Here is a 25489-nt window from a genome sequence, read left to right on the forward strand (position 1 = left end):
CTTTGTCGTTTATGCCTGTTGGACGGCATGACCTTTGCTGTGAATCTGTCTACAAGAGTGCCATCAAATTAATGGCGTCAGAAGTCGAGGTGTTCACAGTGTCGGCCGTTCTCTCACTGTTACAAAGCCGGTTGTTGCGGCCCGTATTCGTTACCCTTGGTATCGCCCTTTTGGTGCAAGTGCTGGTAGCCGTCGCCCTGACTCGGAGCACGGTCACGGCGCTGGAAGCTGATCTGGCGGTGGGCCTCGGTGCCGACAGCCAAAAGCTCTCCGGCGAACTGGAGCAGGCCGGCCGAGAAGTCACCTCAAGTCTGGATAATCTGTCCGCCAGCACCCGTCAGCGCTTGACCGCGGGTTTGTCTGCGCGTCTCAAGGACGAGCAGGCGCAGCTGCGGGCGACGCTGGAAAAGGATCTCAAGGATTCGGCCAACGACATGGCTCAGCTGCTCGCTTCGGTAGCGCCGCGCGCCATGTGGGACAGCGACGTGCCGACCCTGTCGGAATTCGCCCGCCGGGCCCAGCGCAATCCCAATGTGCTGTTTGTGGTGTACGACGACGCCACCGGCCAGCACCTGACCCGCTATCTCAATCGTGAAAACCCGATCAACAAGGCTCTGCTGGAGAAGGGGCAAGGCGAGCGTGCGCTGGATAAAGTGCTGGATGCGGCGAAGAACGATCCATCGGTCTACTACCTCGAAGCTTCGATCAATCCCAATGGCGTGGAAATCGGCAAGGTTTTGATGGGGGTTTCCACAGCTTCGGTTGAAACCGATCTGGCCGCGCTGGACAAGCGCTTTCTGGCGCTGATCGCCAGCAGCGATCAACTGGTCGGCGACAGTCTTGAAGGTGCTGCGGCGGACAGCGCCAAAGCCATGCAGGCGCGCTTGCAGTCCGCGCAGTCGACAGCGGTCGAGATGAAAGCGAATACCGCCCGTACCGTGCAGGACGCGGCGGCGACCTTGCGCTGGCGCATCGGCATGGGTCTGGCGCTGGTTGGCTGCGGTGTGTTGCTGCTGTTGGCCGTGGTGCTGGGCCATCGTGTGGTCAATCGCCTGAAAATGCTCAATGCCGCCATGGATGACCTGGCGGCGGGCGAGGGTGATCTGACCAAGCGCGTGCAGATCAACAGCAAGGACGAAATCGGCGACATGGCCTCGGCGGTCAATCGCTTTGTGGATAAGTTGCAGCCCATCGTTCGTGAGGCGGGCGACGTTGCCCAGCGTACGGGTGTGGAGATCGGTGCGATGACCCTGCGTAACGCCGGCGCCGATGCGGCGGCGGGGATGCAGCGTGATGAGGTCGCCGAAAGTCTGCGCGCGCTGTCGCAAATGGCTGACGAGGCGCAGTCGGAAAGCCATGCGATGCAGGCGGCGCTGAAACAAGTGGTGGATATTCGTCAGGCCACGGACGAAAACACGCGCACATCAGCCAAAGTTGGCAGCCTGATCGAAGCGCTGGCGGGGCAGGTCGATACCGGGGCGAAAGTCATCGAACGCCTGGCACAGCAAAGTGAGCAGATCGAAGTGGTGCTGACGGTGATTCATGGGATTGCGGAACAGACCAACTTGCTCGCGCTGAACGCAGCGATCGAGGCAGCGCGGGCCGGGGAGACCGGGCGCGGATTTGCAGTGGTGGCGGACGAGGTCCGAGCGCTGGCGAGCAAGACGCAAAGCTCCACCGGCGATATTCAGGCGCACATCGTTGCGTTGCAGCAAGGCGCGCGCGAGGCGGTTGAAGCGATCGGCCAGGCCGGACGCCAGGCCAGCGAAGGTTTGCTGGTATTGCGTGATAGCGCGCGGTTGCAGCAATCGGTGCAGACGTCCGTCGAGCAGGTGCATGCGGCGATTGGTCTGGCAACGCAGGCCGCAGCACATCAGGCCCAAGGCGCGCAGGCAGTACGGGGACGGGTCGAGACGATTCATGCGCAGGCCGAAAAAGCGGCGCAGGCAGTGGTGGAAACCACGGCCAGTGGCAAGGTTCTGGATGGTTTGGCTGCACAGCTGAAAGCCAGTCTGGGGCAGTTCAGGGCTTAAGATCAAAAGATCGCAGCCTGCGGCAGCTCCTACATGGGAATTTGCATTTCCCTGTAGGAGCTGTCGCAGGCTGCGATCTTTTTAGCGGCTCAAATACATCCGTGTAGTGAGCAAATACACCGGCAACCCAGAGACAACAATCAACAGCGCCGCATAAGGCGCCGCCGCCGCAAACTCGACATTCGCCGTGTGCGCCCAGACTTCTGTCGCCAAAGTGTTGAGCCCGGTCGGGCTGAGCAATAGCGTCGCGGTCAATTCCTTCATCGCATCCAGAAACACCAGCGCAAACGCCGCGCCCAAAGCCGGGAAGATGATCGGCAATGTCACCCGACAAAATGCCGTGAATGACGATGCACCCAGGGTACGCGCAGCCTCTTCAAGCTGTGGCGCAGCCTTGTTCAGCGCAGTGCGGATGGGTGCCTGCGCCAGCGGCAGAAACAGCAGCGCATAAGCAATCAGCAGCAGGCCCGACGTCTGGTACAGCACCGGCACGTAATGCAGGGCGAAATACACCAGCGTCAGGGCGATCACCAGCCCCGGCAATGCATGCAGCAAATACGGCAGGCGCTCGGCCCAGATCGCCAACTGGCCTTTGTAACGCACCACCAGCAGTCCGACGGGCACCGCCAGCACCAGGCACAACGCTGCGCCGCCGAGCGACAATGCCAGCGACGACAACAGCGCTTCGCTGATCGCCGCCACCGGGAAAGCTGCTGATGAGCCCACCGCCAGCCAGTACGCCAACATCCCCAGAGGAATGCCGCTGCCGACGATCGCCAGTGTCAGGCAATACAACTGACCGACCGCTGCCCATGGCCCCAGCCGAACCTGTTCGGCCCGGCGCGCGGCGCCTTGCCCGGTGCGCACATGCCGACCTTTGCCGCGCACACGCAGCTCCAGCCACAACAGCAACAGACACAGCGCCAGCAACACCGCCGACAGCATTGCCGCATTCGCGTTGCTGAATTCCAGTTCGAATTGCTGATAAATAGCCGTGGTAAAGGTTTGCAGGCCAATGATCGACAATGCCCCGAACTCCACCAGCATGTGCAAGGCAATCAGCAAGGAACCCGCCAACAATGAGGGCCACAGCAGCGGCAGGGTGACGCGGAAAAACACGCCCCAGCGATTCTGCCCAAGCGTGCGGGCGGACTCCTCAAGCGACGGGTCGAGATTGCGCAAGGTTGCTGCCACCGGCAGAAAGATCAGCGGGTATTTCGACAGGCTCATCACCAGAATCGCGCCGCCCAGTCCTTCGAACTGCGCGCTCAGCGACACCCAGGTGAAACTGCTGACAAACGCCGGTACCGCGAACGGCAGGCACAAAATCACGCCCCAAAGCCGACGCCCCGGCAGATTACTGCGTTCCAGCAGCCAGGCCAGCGACAGACCGATCACGCCACACGTCACCGTTACGCCAACCATTAGCGCGAGGGTATTGCGCAGCAGGCCAAACACATACGGGCGCCACAGCAGATGCAGCGCCTCGGCCCAGCCGGCCTGCCAGGCTTTCAAGCCGACATAGGCCAGCGGCAGCAGGCTCAGCACCACCAAGAGCAAAACCGGCAGCACCAGCCAGATCGACGGCCGCTTGCGCCTGGGTATGTAGCCCCCGCGCGAGGCGGGGGCGGATAACGATGCGGTCATCAGTTCAAGCCAACTTCACGTTCCAGCTCCAGCGCCTCTTCGGCATTGCCCAGATCGGCAGGTGTCACGTTCGGCGCTTCCAGTTCGCTGAACGGCTTGAGCCCGCGATCCGATTCCATGCCTTTGTGCAGCGGATATTCGGCGGTGGTCTGAGTGATCACGCGCTGACCTTCTTCGCTGGCCATGAAGGCGAGGAATTGCTGGGCTTCTTTCGGATGTTTGCTGGATTTCAATACGGCCGCGCTGGACACGGTGATCAGGCCGCCAGCGTCGCCGCCGGTGAAGTAATGGAGTTTGGAATCGAGCTTGCCTTTCTCGCGTTGAAGGGCGAACCAGTAGTAGTTGTTCACCAGCACGGTAGCGACTTCGCCGTTTTCCACAGCTTTGAGCGCGACCATGTTGTTGCTGTAGGTCTTGCCGAACGCGCGCAGACCGGTAAGCCATTCTTCGGCGGCGTCACGACCGTGCAGCTTGATGATCGCGACGGCCTGTTCCTGAAACGCGCCACTGGTGGGCACGAAACCGACCTTGCCTTGCCATTGCGGGTCGGAAAATTCCATCACCGACTTCGGCAGGTCTTTTTCATCGATCAGTTTCGGGTTGAACGCGACCACGCGCACGCGCGCAGTAACACCGATCCAGGTGCCGTTGGCGGCGACGTATTTTTCCGGGAGAACCGCCAGTGTGGCGTCATCGGTCTTGGCCAGCAGACCTTGTTCGCCGAGGTTGTTCAGCGGTGGCGACTCTTCGGTGTAGATCACGTCCGCGGGGGAGCGGTCGCCTTCTTCGATGATCTGGCTGGCCAGCTGGTTACTGCTGCCCTTGCGCACGTTGACGTGAATGCCGGTCTTGGCTTCGAAGGCTTTGGCAATCGCGTCGCCGACTTCCTTGTGCTGGCCGTTATAAAGAGTCAGGGAGACCGCATCGGCAGCCTGGGTGAGGGGAGTGGCGAGCGCCAGGCCAAGGAGGGTAAAGGTCAGGCCTCGGCGCAGGGTATTTCGAAACATCATTCGCAGGGTTCCTCACTGTCGCATTGCAAAAACTTGCAACAATGATAAACGATATTGTTTCTCAAGTGCGCCTTGTGCGGCAACCGGCGATCTTGTAGGAGCTGCCGAAGGCTGCGATCTTTTGATCTTGTTCTCTAAAAAACAAGATCAAAAGATCGCAGCCTCGTTGCACTCGTCAGCTCCTACAAGCTCATACAAGACCTGCGGAAATTCAGGAAGCCAGAAACGCAAAAACCCGCTTTCGCGGGTTTTCGTGAAATCCAAGGCCTTAACCTTGGGTTTGAATTGGTGCCCAGAAGAAGACTCGAACTTCCACGACCGTAAGGTCACCAGCACCTGAAGCTGGCGTGTCTACCAATTTCACCATCTGGGCAATCATCGCAAGCGTTGCCGCTGTTGATGTGGCGCACTATACGGAGCGCTTTTTGATCTGTAAACCCCTGATTTAATTTTAATAAATCGGTTTTAACAAAAGCATTTCTTAGAATGCAAAAAACCCGCTTTCGCGGGTTTTTGTGTGAGTCTTGAAACTGATCTAGTCTCAATCTCGAAATTGGTGCCCAGAAGAAGACTCGAACTTCCACGACCGTAAGGTCACCAGCACCTGAAGCTGGCGTGTCTACCAATTTCACCATCTGGGCAGTATCGGTAACGCTTGTGCGTCGTCGATGGCGCGCACTATACGGAGCGTCTTTTTAACTGTAAACCCCTGGCAGAAAAAAATATGATTTTTTTTACCGGCGGCGTTCAAAACGGCTTTGCGATGTCGATAGAAGGCCCCAGCAGCGCCTTATATAGTCGGAAATTTCCCGTTTCATGGCGCCTATGCCAAACTAACCCGCATATAGACAAGGTGAAAACTCTCTAATGGCCGATTGGCAGTCCCTCGATCCCGAGGCCGCTCGTGAAGCGGAAAAATACGAAAACCCTATTCCTAGCCGCGAACTGATCCTGGCGCACCTCGCCGATCGGGGTTCGCCTGCTGCCCGCGAGCAACTGGTCGAAGAGTTTGGTCTGACCACAGAAGACCAGATCGAAGCCCTGCGCCGCCGCTTGCGCGCCATGGAGCGCGACGCTCAACTGATCTACACCCGTCGCGGTACCTACGCGCCGGTCGACAAGCTCGACCTGATCCTCGGTCGCATCAGTGGTCACCGTGACGGCTTCGGCTTCCTGGTGCCGGACGACGGCAGCGACGACCTGTTCATGAGCCCGGCGCAAATGCGTCTGGTATTCGACGGTGACCGTGCGCTGGCTCGCGTCTCCGGTCTCGACCGTCGCGGTCGCCGCGAAGGCGTGATCGTCGAAGTGGTTTCCCGGGCTCACGAAACCATCGTCGGTCGCTATTTTGAAGAAGGCGGTATCGGCTTTGTCGTCGCTGACAATCCGAAGATCCAGCAAGAAGTGCTGGTCACGCCGGGCCGCAACGCCAACGCGCAGATCGGTCAGTTCGTCGAGGTGAAAATCACCCACTGGCCGACGCCGCGCTTCCAGCCACAAGGCGACGTGGTCGAAGTGGTCGGCAACTACATGGCGCCGGGGATGGAAATCGATGTTGCCCTGCGCACTTACGACATTCCGCACGTCTGGCCTGAAGCTGTTCTGAAAGAAGCGGCCAAGCTAAAGCCGGAAGTCGAAGAAAAAGACAAAGAGAAGCGCATCGACCTGCGTCATCTGCCGTTCGTGACCATCGACGGCGAAGATGCTCGCGACTTTGACGATGCGGTCTACTGCGAAGCCAAACCTGGCAAGCTGCGCCTGTTTTCCGGTGGGTGGAAGTTGTACGTGGCGATTGCCGACGTTTCCAGCTACGTGAAAATCGGTTCGGCGCTTGATAACGAAGCGCAGGTTCGCGGCAACTCGGTGTACTTCCCCGAGCGCGTGATTCCGATGCTGCCTGAGCAGTTGTCCAACGGCTTGTGCTCGCTGAATCCGCAGGTTGATCGTCTGGCCATGGTTTGCGAGATGACCATCTCCAAGTCCGGCGAAATGACCGACTACTGCTTCTACGAAGCGGTGATTCATTCCCACGCTCGCCTGACCTACAACAAAGTCAGCGCGATGCTGGAAACGCCGAAGGTCGCCGAAGCGCGCAAATTGCGTGGCGAATACACCGACGTCGTGCCGCACCTCAAGCAGCTCTACGCGTTGTACAAAGTATTGCTGGCGGCCCGTCACGTGCGTGGCGCGATTGATTTCGAAACGCAGGAAACCCGGATCATCTTCGGCTCCGAGCGCAAGATTGCTGAAATCCGCCCGACCGTACGCAACGATGCGCACAAGCTCATCGAGGAATGCATGCTGGCGGCCAACGTGGCCACCGCCGAATTCCTGAAGAAGCACGAAATCCCTGCGCTGTACCGCGTTCACGCCGGTCCGCCGCCGGAGCGTCTGGAAAAACTGCGCGCGTTCCTGGGTGAGCTCGGCCTGTCCCTGCACAAAGGCAAGGACGGTCCGTCGCCGAAGGATTATCAGGCCCTGCTCGCCAGCATCAAGGACCGTCCGGATTTCCATCTGATCCAGACCGTCATGCTGCGGTCGTTGAGCCAAGCGGTGTACAGCGCGGAAAACGATGGTCACTTCGGCCTGAATTACGAAGCCTATACCCACTTCACTTCGCCGATCCGCCGTTATCCGGACCTGCTCACGCACCGTGCGATCCGCAGCGTGATCCATTCGAAACAGGACACTCCGCACGTTCGTCGTGCCGGTGCGATGACCATTCCGAAGGCGCGCATTTATCCGTACGACGAGCCGGCGCTGGAACAACTCGGTGAGCAATGCTCAATGAGCGAACGCCGTGCCGACGAAGCAACCCGCGACGTAGTGAACTGGCTCAAGTGCGAGTTCATGAAGGATCGCGTCGGCGAATCGTTCCCGGGCGTGATCACCGCAGTGACCGGTTTCGGTCTGTTCGTCGAACTGACCGACATTTATGTCGAAGGTCTGGTGCACGTCACCGCGCTGCCTGGTGATTACTATCACTTTGATCCAGTGCATCACCGCCTGGCTGGCGAACGCACAGGTCGTAGCTTCCGCCTCGGCGATACCGTTGAAGTGCGCGTCATGCGCGTCGACCTCGACGAGCGCAAGATCGACTTCGAGATGGCCGAAAAAACCATCAGCGCGCCGATCGGTCGCAAGAAACGTGGCGCCGAAACCGCTGCGCCGGCTGCCAAGGCTGCGGAAGAAAAAGCCCCAGCGAAAACCGCCGGCCGTCGTCCAGCCAAAGAGAAGGCTGTCGAGGCTTATCGTCCGAGCGATGCCGTGGCGAAAAACGCCGAGCTGCGGAAAAGCCGTGAAATGAAGAAAGCGTTGCTTTCCGATGCCAAAAACGGTGGTAAAGCGGCGTCCGGGGGAAAGACCGGACGGTCGGCGCCTGAACAGGCTTCCGGCGGCAAGTCAGGCAAACCGAGCAAACATCGTAAAGGCCCGCCAAAAGCGGGTTCGGCTCCAGCCAAAAGTGGCGGGGCGCGTAAACCGAAGGCGAAGTCATGAGTCAGTTGGAAAAAATCTACGGCGTTCACGCGGTAGAAGCGTTGCTGCGTCATCATCCCAAGCGCGTCAAGCAGATCTGGCTGGCGGAAAGCCGCAACGATCCGCGGGTGCAGACGCTGGTCGAACTGGCTAACGAAAACCGTGTCCAGGTCGGCCAGGCCGAGCGTCGCGAAATGGACGCCTGGGTTGAGGGCGTGCATCAGGGCGTCGTCGCGGAAGTCAGCCCTAGCCAGGTCTGGGGCGAGGCGATGCTCGACGAGTTGCTCGATCGCACCGAAGGCGCGCCGCTGTTGCTGGTGCTCGACGGCGTGACCGATCCGCACAACCTCGGCGCCTGCCTGCGTTCGGCCGATGCGGCCGGTGCGATGGCAGTGATCGTGCCGAAAGACAAGTCGGCCACCCTGACTCCGGTTGTGCGTAAAGTCGCTTGCGGCGCGGCGGAAGTGATTCCGCTGGTGGCCGTGACCAACCTCGCCCGTACGCTGGAAAAGCTCCAGCAGCGCGGTCTGTGGGTAGTCGGTACGGCCGGTGAGGCCGAGGTCAGCATTTATGACCAGGATCTGACCGGCCCGACGATTCTGATCATGGGTGCCGAAGGCAAAGGCATGCGCCGCCTGACCCGCGAGCATTGCGACTATCTGGTGAAACTGCCGATGGCTGGCAGCGTCAGCAGCCTGAACGTCTCGGTGGCGACCGGCGTCTGCCTGTTCGAAGCCCAGCGCCAGCGCGGCGTGAAAGCCAAACCTGCTGCCAAGAAATAACCACGTAGGAGCTGCCGCAGGCTGCGATCTTTTGACCTTGATGTAAAAAAATCAAAAGATCGCAGCCTTCGGCAGCTCCTACAGTGTTTATGGGTGGTTGTTCAAATAATCACCAATTGCCTTGCGCCCCCGCAGTCCCTTCTCTACAATTGCGCCCCTTGCTGTGACGGCAGGCACGCATGTGCCCCGCGCCGGCAAGTCCATAAGTGTCATTCACTCCTTGTCTGACCGTTTTTGAGCGGCAGGCTACAACCCGTAAGGAGCATTCATGCGTCATTACGAAATCATCTTTCTGGTCCACCCGGATCAGAGCGAGCAAGTCGGCGGCATGGTTGAGCGTTACACCAAGCTGATCGAAGAAGACGGCGGCAAAATCCACCGTCTGGAAGATTGGGGCCGTCGTCAACTGGCCTACGCAATCAACAATGTTCACAAGGCTCACTACGTGATGCTGAACGTTGAGTGCACTGGCAAGGCCCTGGCCGAGCTGGAAGACAACTTCCGCTACAACGATGCAGTGATCCGTAACCTGGTCATCCGTCGCGACGAAGCCGTTACCGGCCAGTCCGAGATGCTCAAGGCTGAAGAAAACCGCAGTGAGCGCCGTGAGCGTCGCGACCGTCCTGAGCACGAAGGCGCCGAAGGCACCGACAGTGATGACAGCGACAACAGCGATAACGCTGACGAGTAATCCACGGACCTTATTAAGGAGCCTATCAAATGGCACGTTTCTTCCGTCGTCGTAAATTCTGCCGCTTCACCGCTGAAGACGTGAAGGAGATCGATTACAAAGATCTCAACACTCTGAAAGCTTACGTATCCGAGACCGGCAAAATCGTTCCAAGCCGCATCACCGGTACCAAAGCTCGTTATCAGCGTCAGCTGGCCACCGCTATCAAGCGCGCCCGCTTCCTGGCCCTGCTGGCCTACACCGACAGCCACGGCCGCTGAGACCGGGCAGTCGACAAGTAGCAAAGGATTGAATGCATGCGTGCCTTAGCTGAGTTCATCATGCGCGGCCGCATGCAGGCCACTCTTGTAGTGGCCGGATGTGCAACATTGCCGTTGTTGTATTGGTTGGGTGCTGCCGCGGGAAGCCTTGTGCTGCTGCGGCGCGGATTGACGGACGCCCTTGGCGTTCTGTCTCTGGGACTGCTGCCGGCGTTGATCTGGTGGCTGTATGCCGATGACCCACGGGCGCTTCTGGTGCTGCTGGGGTCTTCGGGGCTTGCGTTGGTTTTGCGCGCAAGTGAGTCCTGGGTCCGTACGCTGCTGGTCAGCGTAGCGATCGGGGTGGTGTTTTCGGTGGTGCTCGGGGTGGCGTTTGCGGCCCAGATCGAGATGCTCGCGCAGGCCTTGATAAAGGTCATGCCGTCGCTCCTCGGTGAGACTTACAAGCAATTGTCGGTCGAAGAGCAAGCGCGTTTCGCGTCCCTGATTGCACCGGTCCTGACCGGACTGATTGCGGCTTTGTTGCAGATCGTCAGCGTGCTGAGCCTGATTGTCGGGCGGCATTGGCAGGCGTTGTTGTACAACCCGGGTGGTTTTGGTCGCGAGTTTCGCGCCATCCGGATCCCGCTGGGGCCGGCGATGGTACTGCTGGCGTTGATGCTTCTGGGCCCGAATCTCGGTGCACAGATGGCCATGTTGACGCCGTTGTGCAGTGTACCGCTGGTGTTCGCCGGACTTGCCCTGATTCACGGGCTGGTCGGGCAGAAGCGACTGGCCGGTTTCTGGCTGGTGGGGTTGTACGTCACGCTGCTGCTGTTCATGCAGCTGATCTATCCGTTGCTCGTGGTTGTGGCCATTGTCGACAGCCTGATTGATTTTCGCGGTCGTCACGTGTCGAAAGACACTGACAGCGCGAACGGTGAAGGTTAAAAGTTAGAGGATTTTCACATGCAACTGATCCTTCTGGAAAAAATCGCCAACCTGGGCAACCTGGGCGACAAAGTAAACGTTAAGGCCGGTTACGGCCGTAACTACCTGCTGCCTTTCGGCAAGGCTACCGCTGCGACCGCTGCCAACCTGGCTGCGTTCGAAGAGCGTCGCGCCGAGCTGGAAAAAGCTGCCGCAGACCGTAAAGCATCGGCTGAAAGCCGTGCTGCCCAACTGGCCGAGCTGGAAGTGACCATCACTGCCACCGCTGGCGACGAAGGCAAGCTGTTCGGTTCGATCGGTACTCACGACATCGCTGACGCACTGACCGCCTCCGGCGTTGAAGTGCAGAAGAGCGAAGTTCGTCTGCCGAACGGCACCATCCGCAACGTGGGTGAATTCGACGTGGCTGTGCACCTGCACGCCGAAGTTGAAGCCACCGTACGCGTTGTCGTGGTAGCAGCTTAAGCAACACCGGATCGGCTGGCGGCTTGTCCGTCAGACGGTTAACATCGGGCACGATCCTGTTCACAGGTCGTGCCCTTTGTCTTTCTGAATTCCCTGCTTTTCACTAATACTCAAGTGGCCATGAACGATATTTCCGCTCCCGAGCAATACGATCTGCAAACCGCTGCCCTGAAGGTGCCGCCGCATTCCATCGAGGCCGAACAGGCTGTACTCGGTGGTCTGATGCTGGACAACAACGCCTGGGAACGCGTGCTTGATCAAGTCTCCGACGGCGATTTCTATCGACATGACCACCGACTGATCTTCCGCGCGATCGCAAAACTGGCCGATCAGAACTCGCCGATCGACGTCGTGACCCTTGCCGAGCAACTGGACAAGGAAGGTCAGACCTCGCAGGTCGGCGGCCTCGGTTACCTGGGTGAATTGGCGAAAAACACGCCGTCTGTCGCCAACATCAAGGCGTATGCGCAAATCGTTCGTGAACGAGCGACGTTGCGCCAGTTGATCGGCATCAGCACTGAGATCGCTGACAGCGCCTTCAATCCCGAAGGCCGTACCGCTGCGGCAATCCTCGATGAGGCTGAGCGGCAGATCTTCCAGATTGCCGAGGCCCGACCTAAAACCGGCGGGCCGGTGGGGGTCAACGACCTGCTGACCAAGGCCATCGACCGCATCGACACCCTGTTCAACACCGCCGACGCCATCACCGGTCTGTCCACTGGCTATACCGACCTCGACGAGAAGACCAGCGGCTTGCAGCCGTCCGACCTGATCATCGTTGCCGGCCGTCCGTCGATGGGCAAAACCACCTTCGCGATGAACCTGGTGGAAAACGCCGTGTTGCGCAGCGAGAAGGCTGTTCTCGTGTACTCCCTCGAGATGCCAGGCGAATCGCTGATCATGCGTATGCTGTCTTCGCTCGGTCGCATCGACCAGACCAAAGTGCGTTCCGGCCAACTGGAAGATGATGACTGGCCGCGCCTGACCTCTGCGGTCAACCTGCTCAACGATCGCAAATTGTTCATCGATGACACCGCCGGCATCAGTCCGTCGGAAATGCGCGCACGTACCCGGCGTCTGGTGCGTGAGCACGGCGAAGTCGGTTTGATCATGATCGACTATTTGCAGCTGATGCAGATTCCAGGTTCGAGCGGCGACAACCGCACCAACGAGATTTCCGAAATCTCGCGATCCCTGAAAGCGCTGGCCAAAGAATTCAATTGCCCGGTGGTGGCCCTGTCGCAGCTCAACCGTTCCCTGGAACAGCGTCCCAACAAGCGTCCGGTGAACTCCGACTTGCGGGAATCCGGAGCGATCGAGCAGGACGCCGACGTGATCATGTTCGTTTACCGCGACGAGGTGTATCACCCCGAAACCGAGCACAAAGGCATCGCCGAAATCATTATCGGCAAGCAGCGTAACGGCCCGATCGGTTTCATTCGCTTGGCGTTCATCGGCAAATACACGCGTTTCGAAAACCTTGCACCGGGCAGTTACAACTTCGACGATGACGAATGACAGCCGGCCGAACCTGCTCGGTCAGTGATTCGAACCGCGCTACCAGCCGGCAATGTCACGCCGCCAGATCGAAAATCTTTCGTGCGGTTTTGCCGTCGAAGGTTTCTCGCCAGATGGCAACATGGGGCAAGCCGGCCTGTTCATCCCGGCGCTGAGAGGCAGCGCCTCGTCCGGCCTGGTCGAGCGTTTTCAGATGACCACCGCGTACCGTGAAATTCAACGCAGGGCTGTCCTTTTGGTCGTAGTGGAAGTGCGCCTCCCACAACCCATTAGCGCTGACCCGATCCGCGATCGCATACACATCCAGGAACGATTTCTTCTGGCCTTTGCCCATGGGCTTGCGCTCAACAGAGCGGGTCACGGTCAGTTCGCCGTGATCGAGCAGATAGTTCAGGCGCAGGATGTCCAATACGTCGCGATTCTTGTACATACGCACAAGGATGCTCTGTCCTTCGCTCGTCAAACGCGCGCTGGCCGTATTTAAACGGGCGATCAGCGCCGTGTCGTCTGCGTCCGATTCTGCGCCTTGAATGGTATTCAACTGTCTGGCCAACTCATCGAGCCTGTCGGCTTTGGCGGCAAGAAACTCGGTAATGTTCGTCGGATTGTCTTTTTGGGCTTCTTGCAGGCGTGCCGTTTGCACGTGCTCATCGATCTGGCCGAGGAACAGCGTTGCGTCGCTGACCAGTTGAACCTTTGAAACGGTGGGAACGCTCCGTGGAACCTGGCGCCATTCTCCTTCACGCTTTTCATAGCGCTGTGGCGGTTCGCCGGACTTATAAGCGTTGCGCACCATCAGTGTGACGCTGCCGTCCTCCGCTGTCTGCTTCTCCCCTACCAGTACTGCGTAAGCGCCATGTTCGCGAGTGCGGAATACTTTGTGCGGTGTAACCGGCGCTGAGTCCTTGGGCTGCTCGGGGAGAAATTCGAAATCAATGTCCTGATCGAAACCGGGTAGCTGCGTATTGTTCTCGAACGTTCGGTAAAACTCGGTCAGTTGCCTTTCCAGGGAAGCTTCGAACGAATCGAGCAGGGGCAGGATCCCCTTGATGTAGTGCAGCCTCTCCGGGGACTCGGTCGCCAACAATGATTTGAACCGTTGTTTATCCATGCCGATCCGCTCCAGGAAAAAGCGCAGTGCTATCGGGTTGATCAGCCCTGGCGCGCTTTTCAAATCCTGCATGGAGCGCAACGCCATCATGGTCGGCATGCCGATTATCGGCAATTCGTCCATGTTGCCGGTCAGCAAGTGCAGATAGCAGTGAAACTTGTTGATGTTGATCATTTCGGCGTCAGGCACGCCTTTGGTCAGCGTCGCAATATCCTCGTCAGCATCGCGAAAGGTTTTTTTGATCTGATCGAGAACCTCCTGACGGTCCTGCAGGATGTCGAGTTTCCTGTTCAACAGCGCCAGTTTCTTCTTGCTGGATTCGAGGGTCGGCTGGTCGATATCAGAGCTCGCTCGGCTGTCCATGATTGCCATGAGTTTGTCCCGATAATCGACTCTGAGCATTTGCTGTTCGAACAGCTCTTTTTTTGTATAGCCCGCCGGCTTTCAGGTAAATCAGCCAATCCTTGTGCTCGACGTACATTTTGACGAAATCGTTCTGCATCCTGATGTGTCGACGAACGTGAACCTCAAGGGCCACCCACGCCGCTGTTTCGGCTGCACTGCCTGCAGGCTGCAGGTAGGCATGATCGCGAAGTTGATTGAAACGCTCATTGGACGCAACCAGCGCATCGTTGGCTTGCTTCACTGGTTCGTAGCGTTGCATTAGCAGCGTCACGTTGTCTTGTTTCGCGGTATTGCGTGGCATGCCGCCCAAGAGCCCGAAAACCGAGGCAACCCAGGAATCGCCTTCGCCAGCCGTGATGGCTAGGGTCTCGCCTGCTCGGCTGGCGTGGTAAATGTTGTCGCTGTCAGACGCGACAGGGTCCTTGGCGTTGACGATGCGCCAGACTTTGCGAGCGGGCGACGAAGCATCGAGATCCAGCAGCGCTTGATAGGCATGCCCTTCGATCACGGCGTAGCGTTTGCCTGCAAATCCATATAATCCGTCGCTATCACGCGACGCCCCGGTAAAATCCAGTTCGCTGCGAAATGGACGCAGACTTGTGGCGCTTAGCCGGACAATCGGGGCGGCATCGTGATCGAGCGCAAACCAGTGTTTGCTGTCGGGGTCCTGCAGCAGAACCGGTCCTGAGGGATCTTGTTCGCCGGTCAATTTGGCCCGGTAAACACCGTCACGCCGGTGGAGTCCAATATGCAGCGTGCCGTCGGGCGTGTCGACGAACAAACGCCCCTTTAACATGCGCAGTCCGTTTGCATCCGCAGCAGGAAGCTGGGCGCCCGCGGTCTTGTAGGCCTTCAGCGGGCGGTGTGTGGGACTGGAAAGTTGCGTCACGGGCTGAACCGCCGAGCCTGCGCTGATTGTGACAGCCGGAGCTACGGAAATGGCATCAAGGTCATGCTGCCCCGGCGTTTCACTTGGCCGCTGCGGATGACTGGGCGGTAGTGGCAATCTCGTTACGTCGATATGTGGGGTTTGATCTGCCCTCAATACCGTCCCGTCGGCTGAATCAGGTCGAGCGTGCACCTCGACTGTTGTGGTGCCTTTTGTAACTTTTACTACCATGAATGTTCATCCTTGAACGTTGTTCTTGCCGGCCCGATCAGAATTCAGAGCCGACGGGTCCTGCGCCTGTTCATCGACAGTGCGCACAGAGTTGCGACGGTGCTGGTGAACGCTGGCGGGGCTGCCGCAAAAACCGACCACCGCCGTCGGAATTGGTCAAAATTTGTGCTATATTCCGCGCCCGCGATTTTTCACTTCAACACCGGTCGTCGACATGCAAGCAGCCAAGCCGTTATTTGACTATCCAAAATATTGGGCCGAATGTTTCGGGCCAGCGCCATTCCTGCCGATGAGCAGGGAGGAGATGGATCAGCTTGGCTGGGATTCGTGTGACATCATTATTGTTACCGGAGATGCCTACGTCGATCATCCGTCGTTTGGCATGGCGATCATCGGCCGGCTGCTGGAGTCGCAAGGCTTCCGCGTCGGGATCATCGCCCAGCCAAACTGGCAGTCCAAAGACGATTTCATGAAGCTCGGCGAGCCGAACCTGTTCTTCGGTGTCGCGGCCGGCAACATGGACTCGATGATCAACCGCTACACCGCCGACAAGAAAATCCGCTCCGATGACGCCTATACGCCAGGCGGCATGGCCGGCAAGCGTCCGGACCGCGCGAGCCTGGTTTACAGCCAGCGCTGCAAAGAGGCGTACAAGCATGTGCCGATCGTGCTCGGCGGTATCGAAGCCTCGCTGCGCCGCATCGCACACTATGACTATTGGCAGGATCGCGTACGTAACTCGATCCTGATCGACGCCAGCGCCGACATTCTGTTGTACGGCAACGCCGAGCGGGCGATTGTCGAAGTCGCCCAGCGTCTGTCCTACGGTCACAAGATCGAAGACATCACCGATGTGCGCGGCACGGCGTTCATTCGTCGTGACACGCCGCAAGGCTGGTACGAAGTCGACTCCACGCGCATCGATCGTCCGGGCAAGGTCGACAAGATCATCAACCCGTACGTCAACACGCAAGACACCCAGGCTTGCGCAATCGAGCAGGAAAAGGGCCCGGTCGAAGATCCGCAGGAAGCCAAGGTCGTGCAGATCCTGGCCAGCCCGCGCATGACCCGCGACAAGACCGTGATTCGCCTCCCGTCGATGGAAAAGGTGCGTAACGACCCGGTTCTCTATGCTCACGCCAATCGCGTGCTTCACTTGGAAACCAATCCGGGCAACGCCCGCGCGCTGGTGCAGAAGCATGGCGAAGTCGATGTCTGGTTCAACCCGCCGCCGATTCCGATGACCACTGAAGAAATGGACTACGTGTTCGGCATGCCTTACGCCCGGGTTCCGCATCCGGCGTATGGCAAGGAGAAGATCCCGGCCTACGACATGATCCGTTTCTCGGTGAACATCATGCGCGGCTGCTTCGGCGGCTGCACCTTCTGCTCGATCACCGAGCACGAAGGCCGGATCATCCAGAACCGGTCCGAAGAGTCGATCATTCGTGAAATCGAAGAGATCCGCGACAAGGTCCCAGGCTTCACCGGCGTCATTTCCGACCTCGGCGGCCCGACCGCGAACATGTACCGTATCGCGTGCAAGACGCCGGAAATCGAATCCGCCTGCCGCAAACCATCCTGCGTGTTCCCGGGTATCTGCCCGAACCTGAACACCGACCACTCGTCGTTGATTCAGCTGTACCGCAGCGCCCGTGCGTTGCCGGGTGTGAAGAAGATTCTGATTGCCTCCGGTCTGCGTTACGACCTCGCCGTCGAGTCGCCGGAATATGTCAAGGAATTGGTGACCCACCACGTTGGCGGCTACCTGAAGATCGCCCCGGAACACACCGAGGAAGGTCCGCTCAACCAGATGATGAAACCGGGCATTGGCAGCTATGACAAGTTCAAGCGCATGTTCGAGAAGTACACCAAGGAAGCAGGAAAAGAACAGTACCTGATTCCATACTTCATCGCGGCTCACCCGGGCACCACCGACGAAGACATGATGAACCTGGCCCTGTGGCTCAAGGGCAACGGCTTCCGCGCCGACCAGGTGCAGGCGTTCTACCCGTCGCCGATGGCCACCGCCACCGCGATGTACCATTCGGGCAAGAACCCGCTGCGCAAAGTCACTTACAAGAGCGACGGCGTGACCATCGTCAAGAGCGAAGAGCAGCGTCGTCTGCACAAGGCGTTCTTGCGTTATCACGACGCGAAAGGCTGGCCGATGCTGCGTGAAGCGCTGATCCGCATGGGCCGCGCCGACCTGATCGGGCCGGGCAAGGATCAATTGATCCCGGCGCATCAGCCGGCGACCGACAGCTATCAGAGCGCTCGTCGCAAGAACTCGACGCCAGCCGGCAGCCATAAAGTGGCGAAAGAGGGCAAAGAGAAGACCACGAAGATTCTCACCCAGCACACCGGCCTGCCACCGCGTGCCAGTGATGGCGGTAATCCGTGGGACAAGCGTGAACAGGCCAAAGCGGCGGCATTCGCCCGCAATCAGCAGGCAGCCAAAGAACGCAAGGATGCCGCTAAAGGCAAAGGGCCGAAGCCGACCCGCAAGCCGGTCGTACCGCGCTAAAAGAAAACGCCAACCTTCGGGTTGGCGTTTTGCATTTCAGGCCTCAGGAAATGCGGTGAGCCTACTGGCCCCATCGCTGGCAAGCCAGCTCCCACAGGGAGCTTCAGGGGCCACCGTCCTGTGAGCGACAGAGAAACCTGTGGGAGCTGGCTTGCCAGCGATGGGGCCCGCTCAGACACTCCCACGATCAATGCCTGCCACAAATAGAAGCAAACTCCCCAAAGCATTTCCTCACGTCGCCCGATTTTGGTGCTGTACTGCGCTTAGCATTTCGCGAAAGCGTCCAAGGCTGTGCATGGCATAAGTCTTGCGCGCGTTCGCATACGCCCAGGCTCGCAGGAGGCACGCCGTGTCGATTCATGTCGCATTGCATCACGTCACGCATTACCGCTATGACCGCGCTGTCGAACTCGGCCCGCAGATCGTACGCCTGCGCCCGGCTGCTCACAGCCGCACGCGGATTCTGTCGTATGCGCTGAAAGTCTCGCCCGAGCAGCATTTCATCAATTGGCAGCAAGACCCGCAGGGCAACTACCTCGCGCGCCTGGTGTTTCCCGAGAAAACCACGGAGCTGCGCATAGAAGTTGATCTGCTCGCCGAGATGGCTGTGTTCAACCCCTTCGACTTTTTCCTCGAGCCCTACGCGGAAAAAATCCCTTTCGCCTACGCTGCCGACGAACGCAAAGAGCTGGCGCCGTACCTTGAAACGTTACCGCTGACGCCGAAGTTCAAGGCTTATCTCGACGGTATCGATCGCACGCCATTGCCCGCCGTGGATTTTCTGGTAGCGCTCAATCAGCGTCTCAGCGAAGACATCGGCTACCTGATCCGCATGGAGCCGGGCGTGCAGACCCCGGAACACACCCTCGAACACGCCTCCGGCTCATGCCGTGATTCGGCGTGGCTGCTGGTGCAACTGCTGCGCAATCTCGGTCTGGCCGCGCGTTTCGTTTCCGGCTATCTGATCCAGCTGACGGCCGATGTGAAGAGTCTCGACGGTCCGTCCGGCACCGACGTCGATTTCACCGATCTGCATGCCTGGTGCGAAGTGTATCTACCGGGCGCTGGCTGGATCGGGCTCGACGCGACGTCCGGCTTGTTTGCCGGTGAAGGGCATATCCCGCTGGCCTGCAGCCCCGATCCATCGTCAGCCGCACCCATCAGCGGGTTGGTGGAACCGTGCGAGTGCGAGTTCAGCCATGAAATGTCGGTGGAGCGAATCTGGGAGGCGCCGCGGGTCACCAAGCCTTACAGCGACGAGCAGTGGCTGGCGATTCAAACGCTGGGCCGGCAAATCGATGCCGACCTGCTGGCGGACGACGTGCGCCTGACCATGGGCGGTGAACCGACCTTCGTCTCCATCGATGATCCGGATGGCGCCGAGTGGAACACCGCCGCATTGGGCGCCGACAAACGCCGGCTCTCCGCTGAACTGTTCCAACGCATGCGCAAACATTACGCGCCGCAAGGGCTGGTGCATTTCGGGCAAGGCAAGTGGTATCCCGGCGAGCAATTGCCGCGCTGGTCGCTCAACTGCTATTGGCGCCGCGACGGCGCACCGATCTGGCACAACGCCGCATTGATCGCCGACGAACAACAGGATTACGGCGCCAATGGCGAACTGGCCGGACGCTTTCTCGCCAGCGTCGCCGAGCGCCTGAAGCTACCTGCACGCTTTGTGTTCCCGGCCTACGAAGACAATTTCTATCACCTCTGGCGCGAGGGCACGTTGCCAAGCAACGTCAGCGCTGAAGATTCGCGTCTCGAAGAGCCGCTGGAGCGCGCGCGATTGCGCAAGGTTTTCAGCCAGGGCCTCGACAAAGTCATCGGGCAGGTGCTGCCGCTGGCGCGCACCGCCAAAGGTGATCAATGGCAGAGCGGACGCTGGTATCTGCGCGATGAGCATTGTCGTTTGGTGCCGGGGGATTCGCCGCTGGGCTATCGCTTGCCGTTGGGTTCGCAACCATGGGTAAAGGCCGCTGAGTATCCGTTTATCCATCCCAACGACCCCAATCAGGACTTTCCCGAACTGCCGGATGCCGCGCAGCTCAACCGTCATGCTGAACCGGCCCTGGCCGACGAGCGCGCACCGGATATCGACGAGTCCGCTGACTGGCTGACCCGCACCGCGTTTTGCGCCGAAGCGCGCGAGGGCCGTCTGTACCTGTTCATGCCGCCGTTGGAACGGGTCGAAGACTATCTGGAATTGGTGGCGGCCATCGAAGCCACCGCCGAAGAGCTGCATTGTCCGGTGCTGCTGGAGGGCTACGAGCCGCCGAGTGATCCGCGCCTGAGCAATTTCCGCATCACCCCGGATCCGGGTGTGATCGAAGTCAACGTGCAGCCATCGGCGACGTGGGACGAATTGGTCGAACGCACCGAGTTTCTTTATGAAGAGGCGCGCCAGACCCGTCTGACCACCGAGAAATTCATGATCGACGGCCGCCACACCGGCACCGGCGGTGGTAACCATTTCGTTCTCGGCGGGGCGACTCCGGCAGACTCACCGTTCTTGCGTCGGCCGGATCTGCTGCGCAGTCTGATCAGTTACTGGCACAATCACCCGTCGTTGTCGTATCTGTTTTCCGGCCTGTTCATCGGCCCGACCTCACAGGCACCGCGTGTCGACGAGGCACGCAATGACGCGCTGTATGAGCTGGAAATCGCTTTTGCACAAATGCCCGAGCCGGACGAGGAGTGTCCGCCCTGGCGGGTGGATCGACTGCTGCGCAACCTGCTGATCGACGTCACCGGCAACACCCACCGTGCCGAATTCTGCATCGACAAACTTTATTCGCCGGATGGCGCCACCGGGCGGCTTGGCCTGCTGGAACTGCGCGCCTTTGAAATGCCGCCCCATGCGCGCATGAGCCTGGCTCAGCAGTTGTTGCTGCGGGCATTGGTGGCGCGGTTCTGGCGCGAGCCTTATGCGCCGCCGAAGCTGGCCCGTTGGGGCACCGAGTTGCACGATCGATTCCTGCTGCCGCACTTTATCGAACAGGACTTCGCCGACGTTATCGTCGAACTCAACAACGCTGGCTATGCATTGCGCGCGGAATGGTTCGCCGCCCATCTGGAGTTTCGTTTTCCCAAGGTCGGCGACTACGCCGTCAACGGCATTGAACTCGAACTGCGCCAAGCACTGGAGCCCTGGCATGTATTGGGCGAGGAGGGCGCGGCGGGCGGAACGGTGCGTTACGTGGACTCATCGCTGGAGCGCCTGCAGGTCACCCTCAAAGGGTTGCCGCCGCAGCGTTATTTACTGACGTGCAACGGCGTTGCGGTGCCTTTGCACCCTACCGGGCGAGTGGGCGAGTTCGTTGCGGGGGTGCGTTATCGCGCCTGGCAACCGGCCAACTGCCTGCACCCGACCATCGCGGTGCATGCGCCGCTGGTGTTCGACTTGCTCGACACCTGGATGGGGCGCTCGCTGGGCGGCTGCCAATATCATGTGGCGCATCCCGGAGGGCGTAATTACCAAACGCTACCGGTCAACGCCAACGAAGCGGAGAGCCGGCGCATGGCGCGATTCTTCCGCGTCGGACACACACCGGGAAAACTTGCGGTGCCACAGGTTGAAATCAATGACGAGTTGCCGATGACCCTCGATTTACGACGTTTCTAGTTCGTACGCTACGCGCGGATTTTTCGTATATCCGCGCGTCATGTGCCTGCGTTAGTCTGACCGTTCCTTGCTGTCTGCCGAGCTTTCCATGCCTGACCTGCTAGACCGCTACCCGCACACGGCGGGCACTTATCACGAACTGCTCGACGGCAGTGGTGCGGTGCGCCCGCATTGGCAACGGCTGTTCGATCAGTTGCAGCGCAGCAGCCCCGCGCAATTGGTGCAACGCCAGGCCTTGCTGGCGCGGCAGATTCAGGAAAACGGCGTCACCTATAACGTCTATGCCGATCCCAAGGGGGCGGATCGGCCCTGGGAACTGGATCTGTTGCCCCATGTGATCGCGGCGGATGAGTGGCAACAGCTGTCGGCCGGGATCGCTCAGCGTGCGCGCTTGCTCAACGCGGTGCTGGCGGATCTGTACGGCCCGCAACGGCTGATCAGCGAAGGCCTGCTGCCCGCCGAACTGGTATTCGGACACAACAATTTTCTCTGGCCCTGTCAGGGCATTTCTCCGCCCGAGTCAGCTTTTCTGCATTTGTATGCCGTGGATCTTGCACGCACGCCGGATGGTCGCTGGTGGGTCACCGCCGATCGCACCCAGGCGCCGTCCGGTGCTGGCTATGCGCTGGAAAACCGCACCATCGTCTCCCGCGCTTTCCCTGATCTGTACCGCGATCTGAAGGTGCAGCATCTGGCCGGATTCTTCCGCACCTTGCAGGAAACCTTGGCCCGTCAAGCACCGCAGGGGGAGGACGCACCGCTGGTGGTGCTGCTGACACCGGGGCGTTTCAACGAAAGCTATTTCGAGCATCTTTATCTGGCGCGTCAGCTCGGTTATCCGTTGGTCGAGGGCGGCGATCTGACCGTGCGCAATGCCACGGTGTACCTGAAAACCCTCAGCGGTCTGCGCCGGGTGCACGCGATCATGCGCCGCCTCGACGATGATTTCTGCGACCCGCTGGAATTGCGTACCGACTCGGCGCTTGGCGTGCCCGGTCTCCTGGAAGCTGTGCGTCAGGGGCGGGTGCTGGTAGCCAATGCGCTGGGCAGCGGCGTGCTGGAATCGCCGGGCCTGTTGGGGTTTCTGCCGAAGATCAATCAATACCTGTTCGGCGAAGAACTGATTCTGCCGTCGATCGCTACCTGGTGGTGCGGTGAAACGCCGGTGCTGGCGCAAGCGCTGGAAAAACTTCCGGAGCTGTTGATCAAACCGGCGTTCCCGTCGCAAAGCTTCGCGCCGTTGTTCGGCCGTGATCTGAATGAAAGCCAACGTCTGGAACTGGCGCAGCGCATGCAGGCGCGGCCTTATGCCTACGTCGCGCAAGAACTCGCGCAACTCTCGCAGGCACCGGTCTGGCAAGCCGAAGACGGACATCTGCAGCCACGGGCAATCGGCATGCGCATGTATGCGGTGGCCAGTCACGACGGCTACCGCGTGCTGCCGGGCGGTCTGACCCGCGTGGCGGCCGACGCCGATGCGGAAGTGGTGTCTATGCAGCGCGGCGGCGCGAGCAAGGACACCTGGGTGCTCAGCGACCGTGCGCCGAGTGGTGAGCAGTGGAAGGCGCAGCGTAATGTGGGCGTGCATGATCTGGTCCGGCGCGATCCGTACCTGCCGTCACGGGTAGTGGAAAATCTGTTCTGGTTCGGCCGCTACTGCGAGCGCTGCGACGACAGCGCGCGGCTGCTGCGCATCATGCTCACGCGCTATGTCGACGGCGATGATCCGCAGGCGCTGCAAGCAGCGGTCGATCTCGGTGAGCGCCTGGCCCTGTTACCGGATGAAGGCGAACTGCCGCAGCGGCTGCTCGCCGCGCTGCTGGGCGAGGACTGGTCGTTCAGCCTGCGCTCCAACCTGCAACGCCTCCAGTGGGCTGCATCGCAGGTGCGCGGCAAGCTGTCCCGTGAGAACTGGCAGGCACTGGTTGAATTGCAGCGCGAGGCGCTGGAGCTGGAAGTCGACGAGCCGGACTTCGGCGAACTGCTGGACTTTCTCAATCGACTGGTGATGTCGCTGGCGGCGCTGTCGGGTTTTGCGCTGGATGACATGACCCGTGACGAAGGCTGGCGCTTTCTGATGATTGGCCGGCGCATCGAACGCCTGCAGTTTCTCAGCAGCAGTCTGGCGGCGTTTCTGCGCGGTGCGGGTGTGTTCGATCAGGCGGGGCTTGAGTGGTTGCTGGAGCTGGGCAACAGCAGCATCACCTATCGCTCGCGCTATCTGGCGGTGGCGCAATTGATTCCGGTGCTTGATTTGCTGCTGCTGGATGAGCAGAACCCCCACGCGGTGTTGTTTCAGTTGAAACTGGTGACCCGCACCCTGAAGCGCCTTAACGACGATTTCGCCGCGCCTCGCGAAACCGTACTGCCGCAACTGGTCGAACGCCTGTCGCGGTTTGATCTCGGTTGTCTGGAAAATCCGCTCTTCGGCAAATCCAGCGTACGTGCCGCGCTGGATGGTCTGGCCGATGTGTTGCAGGACATCGCCGAAGCCAGCGGCCAAGTCTCGGATCGTTTGGCGCTGCGCCATTTTGCCCATGTCGATGATGTCAGCCAGCGAACGGTGTCGGTGTGATGAGCGCTCAGTATCAGATCTTCCACGACACCTGTTATCACTACGACAGCCCGGTTTCCCTCGCGCAGCAACTGGCGCACTTGTGGCCGCGCGCATGCAGCTGGCAGCGCTGCACCGAGCAGCAACTATTGATCAGTCCCGAGCCGACCATGCGCCGTGACGAGCTGGACGTGTTCGGCAATCCGCTGACCCGGTTGGCTTTCGAACGCCCCCATGACGAGTTGCAGGTCAACGCCCGGCTGACGGTTGAGGTGCTGGCGCGACCGGCGCTGGATTTCGATCAGTCGCCGCCGTGGGAGCAGACCCGCGATGCGCTGACTTACAGCGGTCAGCCGTTGTCTGCCGACTTGCTCGAAGCCTGTCGCTACCGGTTCCAGTCACCCTATGTGCATTTGAAGCGCAGCTTCGTCGAGTTTTCGCAAAGCTGCTTTCCAATGGGACGACCGTTATTGCTCGGCGTGCAGGCACTGATGCAGAAGATTTTCAGCGAGTTCACGTTCGATGCCGAAGCCACCCAAGTGGCGACGCCGCTGGTCGAGGTGCTGGAGCGTCGGCGCGGGGTCTGCCAGGACTTTGCTCATCTGATGCTGGCGTGTCTGCGCTCGCGTGGGCTAGCTGCGCGTTATGTCAGCGGCTACCTGTTGACCCAGCCGCCGCCTGGCCAGCCCCGCCTGATCGGCGCCGACGCCTCGCATGCCTGGGTTGCGGTGTTTTGCCCGGTATCGGGATGGGTGGATTTCGATCCGACCAACAATGTCCAGCCGGCGCTGGAACACATCACGTTGGCGTGGGGCCGGGACTTTTCCGATGTGTCGCCGTTGCGCGGGGTGATATTGGGTGGCGGCAATCACGACCCGGAAGTGCGGGTCACGGTAATGCCATTGAATGAATAGAATGCATAGGGTGGGAGCGAGCCTGCTCGCGAAAGCGTCAGGTCAGCCAATTCATTTCTAACAGATGCACCGCTTTCGCGAGCAGGCTCGCTCCCACAGGGAGGGTCGATGTGTCAGGGGAAACGATGGCAGTGAGGGCCGGCAGCAAAACCGCCAGCCTCGTCACAAATCCGCAGGGTCTGATTCGATCATCAAACCCGGTGGGGCTCAGGCGTCAGGCGCCGGATCTTTCGGTGCATCGGTTGCATCAACATCGTCATCCGTCGCCACTTCACCGTCAGGGTTCAGTGCCGCTTCTTCAGCGGTTTGCTTCTTGCGCTGAAGCTTTTCCTCTTTCTTCTGTTCCTTTGCCAAGTCTCGTTGACGTTTGGCGAAGGAGTAATTGGGTTTGGCCATGGGCGTTCCTCTGGGGTCGAAGGT

At 59.8% G+C, this 25489-nt stretch carries 17 protein-coding genes and 2 tRNA genes; 12 read left to right on the top strand and 7 right to left on the bottom strand.

The annotated features are described in order from the left end of the window. Positions 1-98 precede the first annotated feature (98 nt). Entirely contained in the window at positions 99-2033 is a 1935-nt protein-coding gene (locus EL257_RS02595; RefSeq protein WP_126359563.1) for a methyl-accepting chemotaxis protein, read from the top strand. Between the two features lie 81 nt (positions 2034-2114). Here the strand turns inward: EL257_RS02595 and EL257_RS02600 are convergent, their stop codons facing one another. From EL257_RS02600 to EL257_RS02615, 4 genes are all read right to left on the bottom strand, one after another. Then, entirely contained in the window at positions 2115-3680 is a 1566-nt protein-coding gene (locus tag EL257_RS02600) for an ABC transporter permease (protein WP_126359565.1), read from the bottom strand. Continuing rightward, positions 3680-4690: an extracellular solute-binding protein gene (locus tag EL257_RS02605; protein WP_126359567.1), complete on the bottom strand. Its 1011-nt coding sequence runs from the start codon at positions 4688-4690 to the stop codon at positions 3680-3682. The genes EL257_RS02600 and EL257_RS02605 overlap by 1 nt, the downstream gene beginning before the upstream one ends. Before the next feature lie 286 nt (positions 4691-4976). After that, positions 4977-5063, bottom strand: a tRNA-Leu gene (locus EL257_RS02610). A gap of 181 nt (positions 5064-5244) precedes the next feature. Beyond that, positions 5245-5331: transfer RNA gene (locus EL257_RS02615), tRNA-Leu, on the bottom strand. Positions 5332-5557: 226 nt separating this feature from the next. Here EL257_RS02615 and rnr point away from each other — a divergent pair. The 7 genes from rnr to dnaB all read left to right on the top strand — a co-directional run bounded on the left by rnr (position 5558) and on the right by dnaB (position 12813). Then, positions 5558-8188, top strand: coding sequence for a ribonuclease R (rnr, locus tag EL257_RS02620; RefSeq protein WP_126359569.1), 2631 nt, complete (start codon positions 5558-5560; stop codon positions 8186-8188). After that, positions 8185-8949: a 23S rRNA (guanosine(2251)-2'-O)-methyltransferase RlmB gene (gene rlmB, locus EL257_RS02625; RefSeq protein WP_126359571.1), complete on the top strand. Its 765-nt coding sequence runs from the start codon at positions 8185-8187 to the stop codon at positions 8947-8949. The genes rnr and rlmB overlap by 4 nt, the downstream gene beginning before the upstream one ends. A 268-nt stretch (positions 8950-9217) precedes the next feature. Next, positions 9218-9640: a 30S ribosomal protein S6 gene (gene rpsF / locus EL257_RS02630; RefSeq protein WP_016771938.1), complete on the top strand. Its 423-nt coding sequence runs from the start codon at positions 9218-9220 to the stop codon at positions 9638-9640. Positions 9641-9669: 29 nt separating this feature from the next. Next, the gene (rpsR, locus tag EL257_RS02635) at positions 9670-9900 is read left to right on the top strand and encodes a 30S ribosomal protein S18 (RefSeq protein ID WP_002551829.1); all 231 of its coding nucleotides are present in this window, start codon (positions 9670-9672) and stop codon (positions 9898-9900) included. Positions 9901-9936: 36 nt separating this feature from the next. Next, on the top strand, positions 9937-10830 hold the full coding sequence (locus EL257_RS02640) for a hypothetical protein (protein WP_126359573.1): 894 nt from the start codon (positions 9937-9939) through the stop codon (positions 10828-10830). An 18-nt stretch (positions 10831-10848) separates the two neighbouring features. Continuing rightward, positions 10849-11295, top strand: a complete 447-nt coding sequence (gene rplI / locus EL257_RS02645) for a 50S ribosomal protein L9 (protein ID WP_003221136.1) — start codon at positions 10849-10851, stop codon at positions 11293-11295. A gap of 120 nt (positions 11296-11415) precedes the next feature. Continuing rightward, positions 11416-12813, top strand: a complete 1398-nt coding sequence (gene dnaB / locus EL257_RS02650; protein WP_126359575.1) for a replicative DNA helicase — start codon at positions 11416-11418, stop codon at positions 12811-12813. A 55-nt stretch (positions 12814-12868) separates the two neighbouring features. Here the strand turns inward: dnaB and EL257_RS02655 are convergent, their stop codons facing one another. Next, positions 12869-14098: a hypothetical protein gene (locus tag EL257_RS02655; protein WP_126359577.1), complete on the bottom strand. Its 1230-nt coding sequence runs from the start codon at positions 14096-14098 to the stop codon at positions 12869-12871. A 166-nt stretch (positions 14099-14264) separates the two neighbouring features. Then, complete coding sequence (locus EL257_RS02660) at positions 14265-15449, bottom strand: hypothetical protein (protein WP_126359579.1); 1185 nt, start codon at positions 15447-15449, stop codon at positions 14265-14267. Positions 15450-15663: 214 nt separating this feature from the next. Here EL257_RS02660 and EL257_RS02665 point away from each other — a divergent pair, with 214 nt between their 5' ends. The 4 genes from EL257_RS02665 (at position 15664) to EL257_RS02680 (ending at position 25069) form a co-directional block, all read left to right on the top strand. After that, entirely contained in the window at positions 15664-17976 is a 2313-nt protein-coding gene (locus EL257_RS02665; RefSeq protein ID WP_126359580.1) for a YgiQ family radical SAM protein, read from the top strand. Between the two features lie 349 nt (positions 17977-18325). Beyond that, positions 18326-21601 carry a DUF2126 domain-containing protein gene (locus tag EL257_RS02670; RefSeq protein WP_126359582.1) on the top strand — a complete coding sequence of 1092 codons (3276 nt, stop codon included), beginning with the start codon at positions 18326-18328 and terminating at the stop codon, positions 21599-21601. Positions 21602-21689: 88 nt separating this feature from the next. Further along, positions 21690-24176, top strand: a complete 2487-nt coding sequence (locus EL257_RS02675) for a circularly permuted type 2 ATP-grasp protein (RefSeq protein WP_126359584.1) — start codon at positions 21690-21692, stop codon at positions 24174-24176. Further along, positions 24176-25069 (top strand): transglutaminase family protein, encoded by an 894-nt coding sequence (locus EL257_RS02680; RefSeq protein WP_126359586.1) that lies wholly within the window; start codon positions 24176-24178, stop codon positions 25067-25069. Before EL257_RS02675 ends, EL257_RS02680 begins: the two co-directional genes overlap by 1 nt. 207 nt (positions 25070-25276) lie before the next feature. Here EL257_RS02680 and EL257_RS02685 read toward each other — a convergent pair whose 3' ends face one another. Further along, the gene (locus EL257_RS02685) at positions 25277-25465 is read right to left on the bottom strand and encodes a hypothetical protein (protein ID WP_126359589.1); all 189 of its coding nucleotides are present in this window, start codon (positions 25463-25465) and stop codon (positions 25277-25279) included. Between the last annotated feature and the right edge of the window lie 24 nt (positions 25466-25489).

The sequence above is a fragment of the Pseudomonas fluorescens genome, from assembly GCF_900636825.1.
Classification (GTDB): Bacteria; Pseudomonadota; Gammaproteobacteria; order Pseudomonadales; family Pseudomonadaceae; genus Aquipseudomonas; species Aquipseudomonas fluorescens_BG.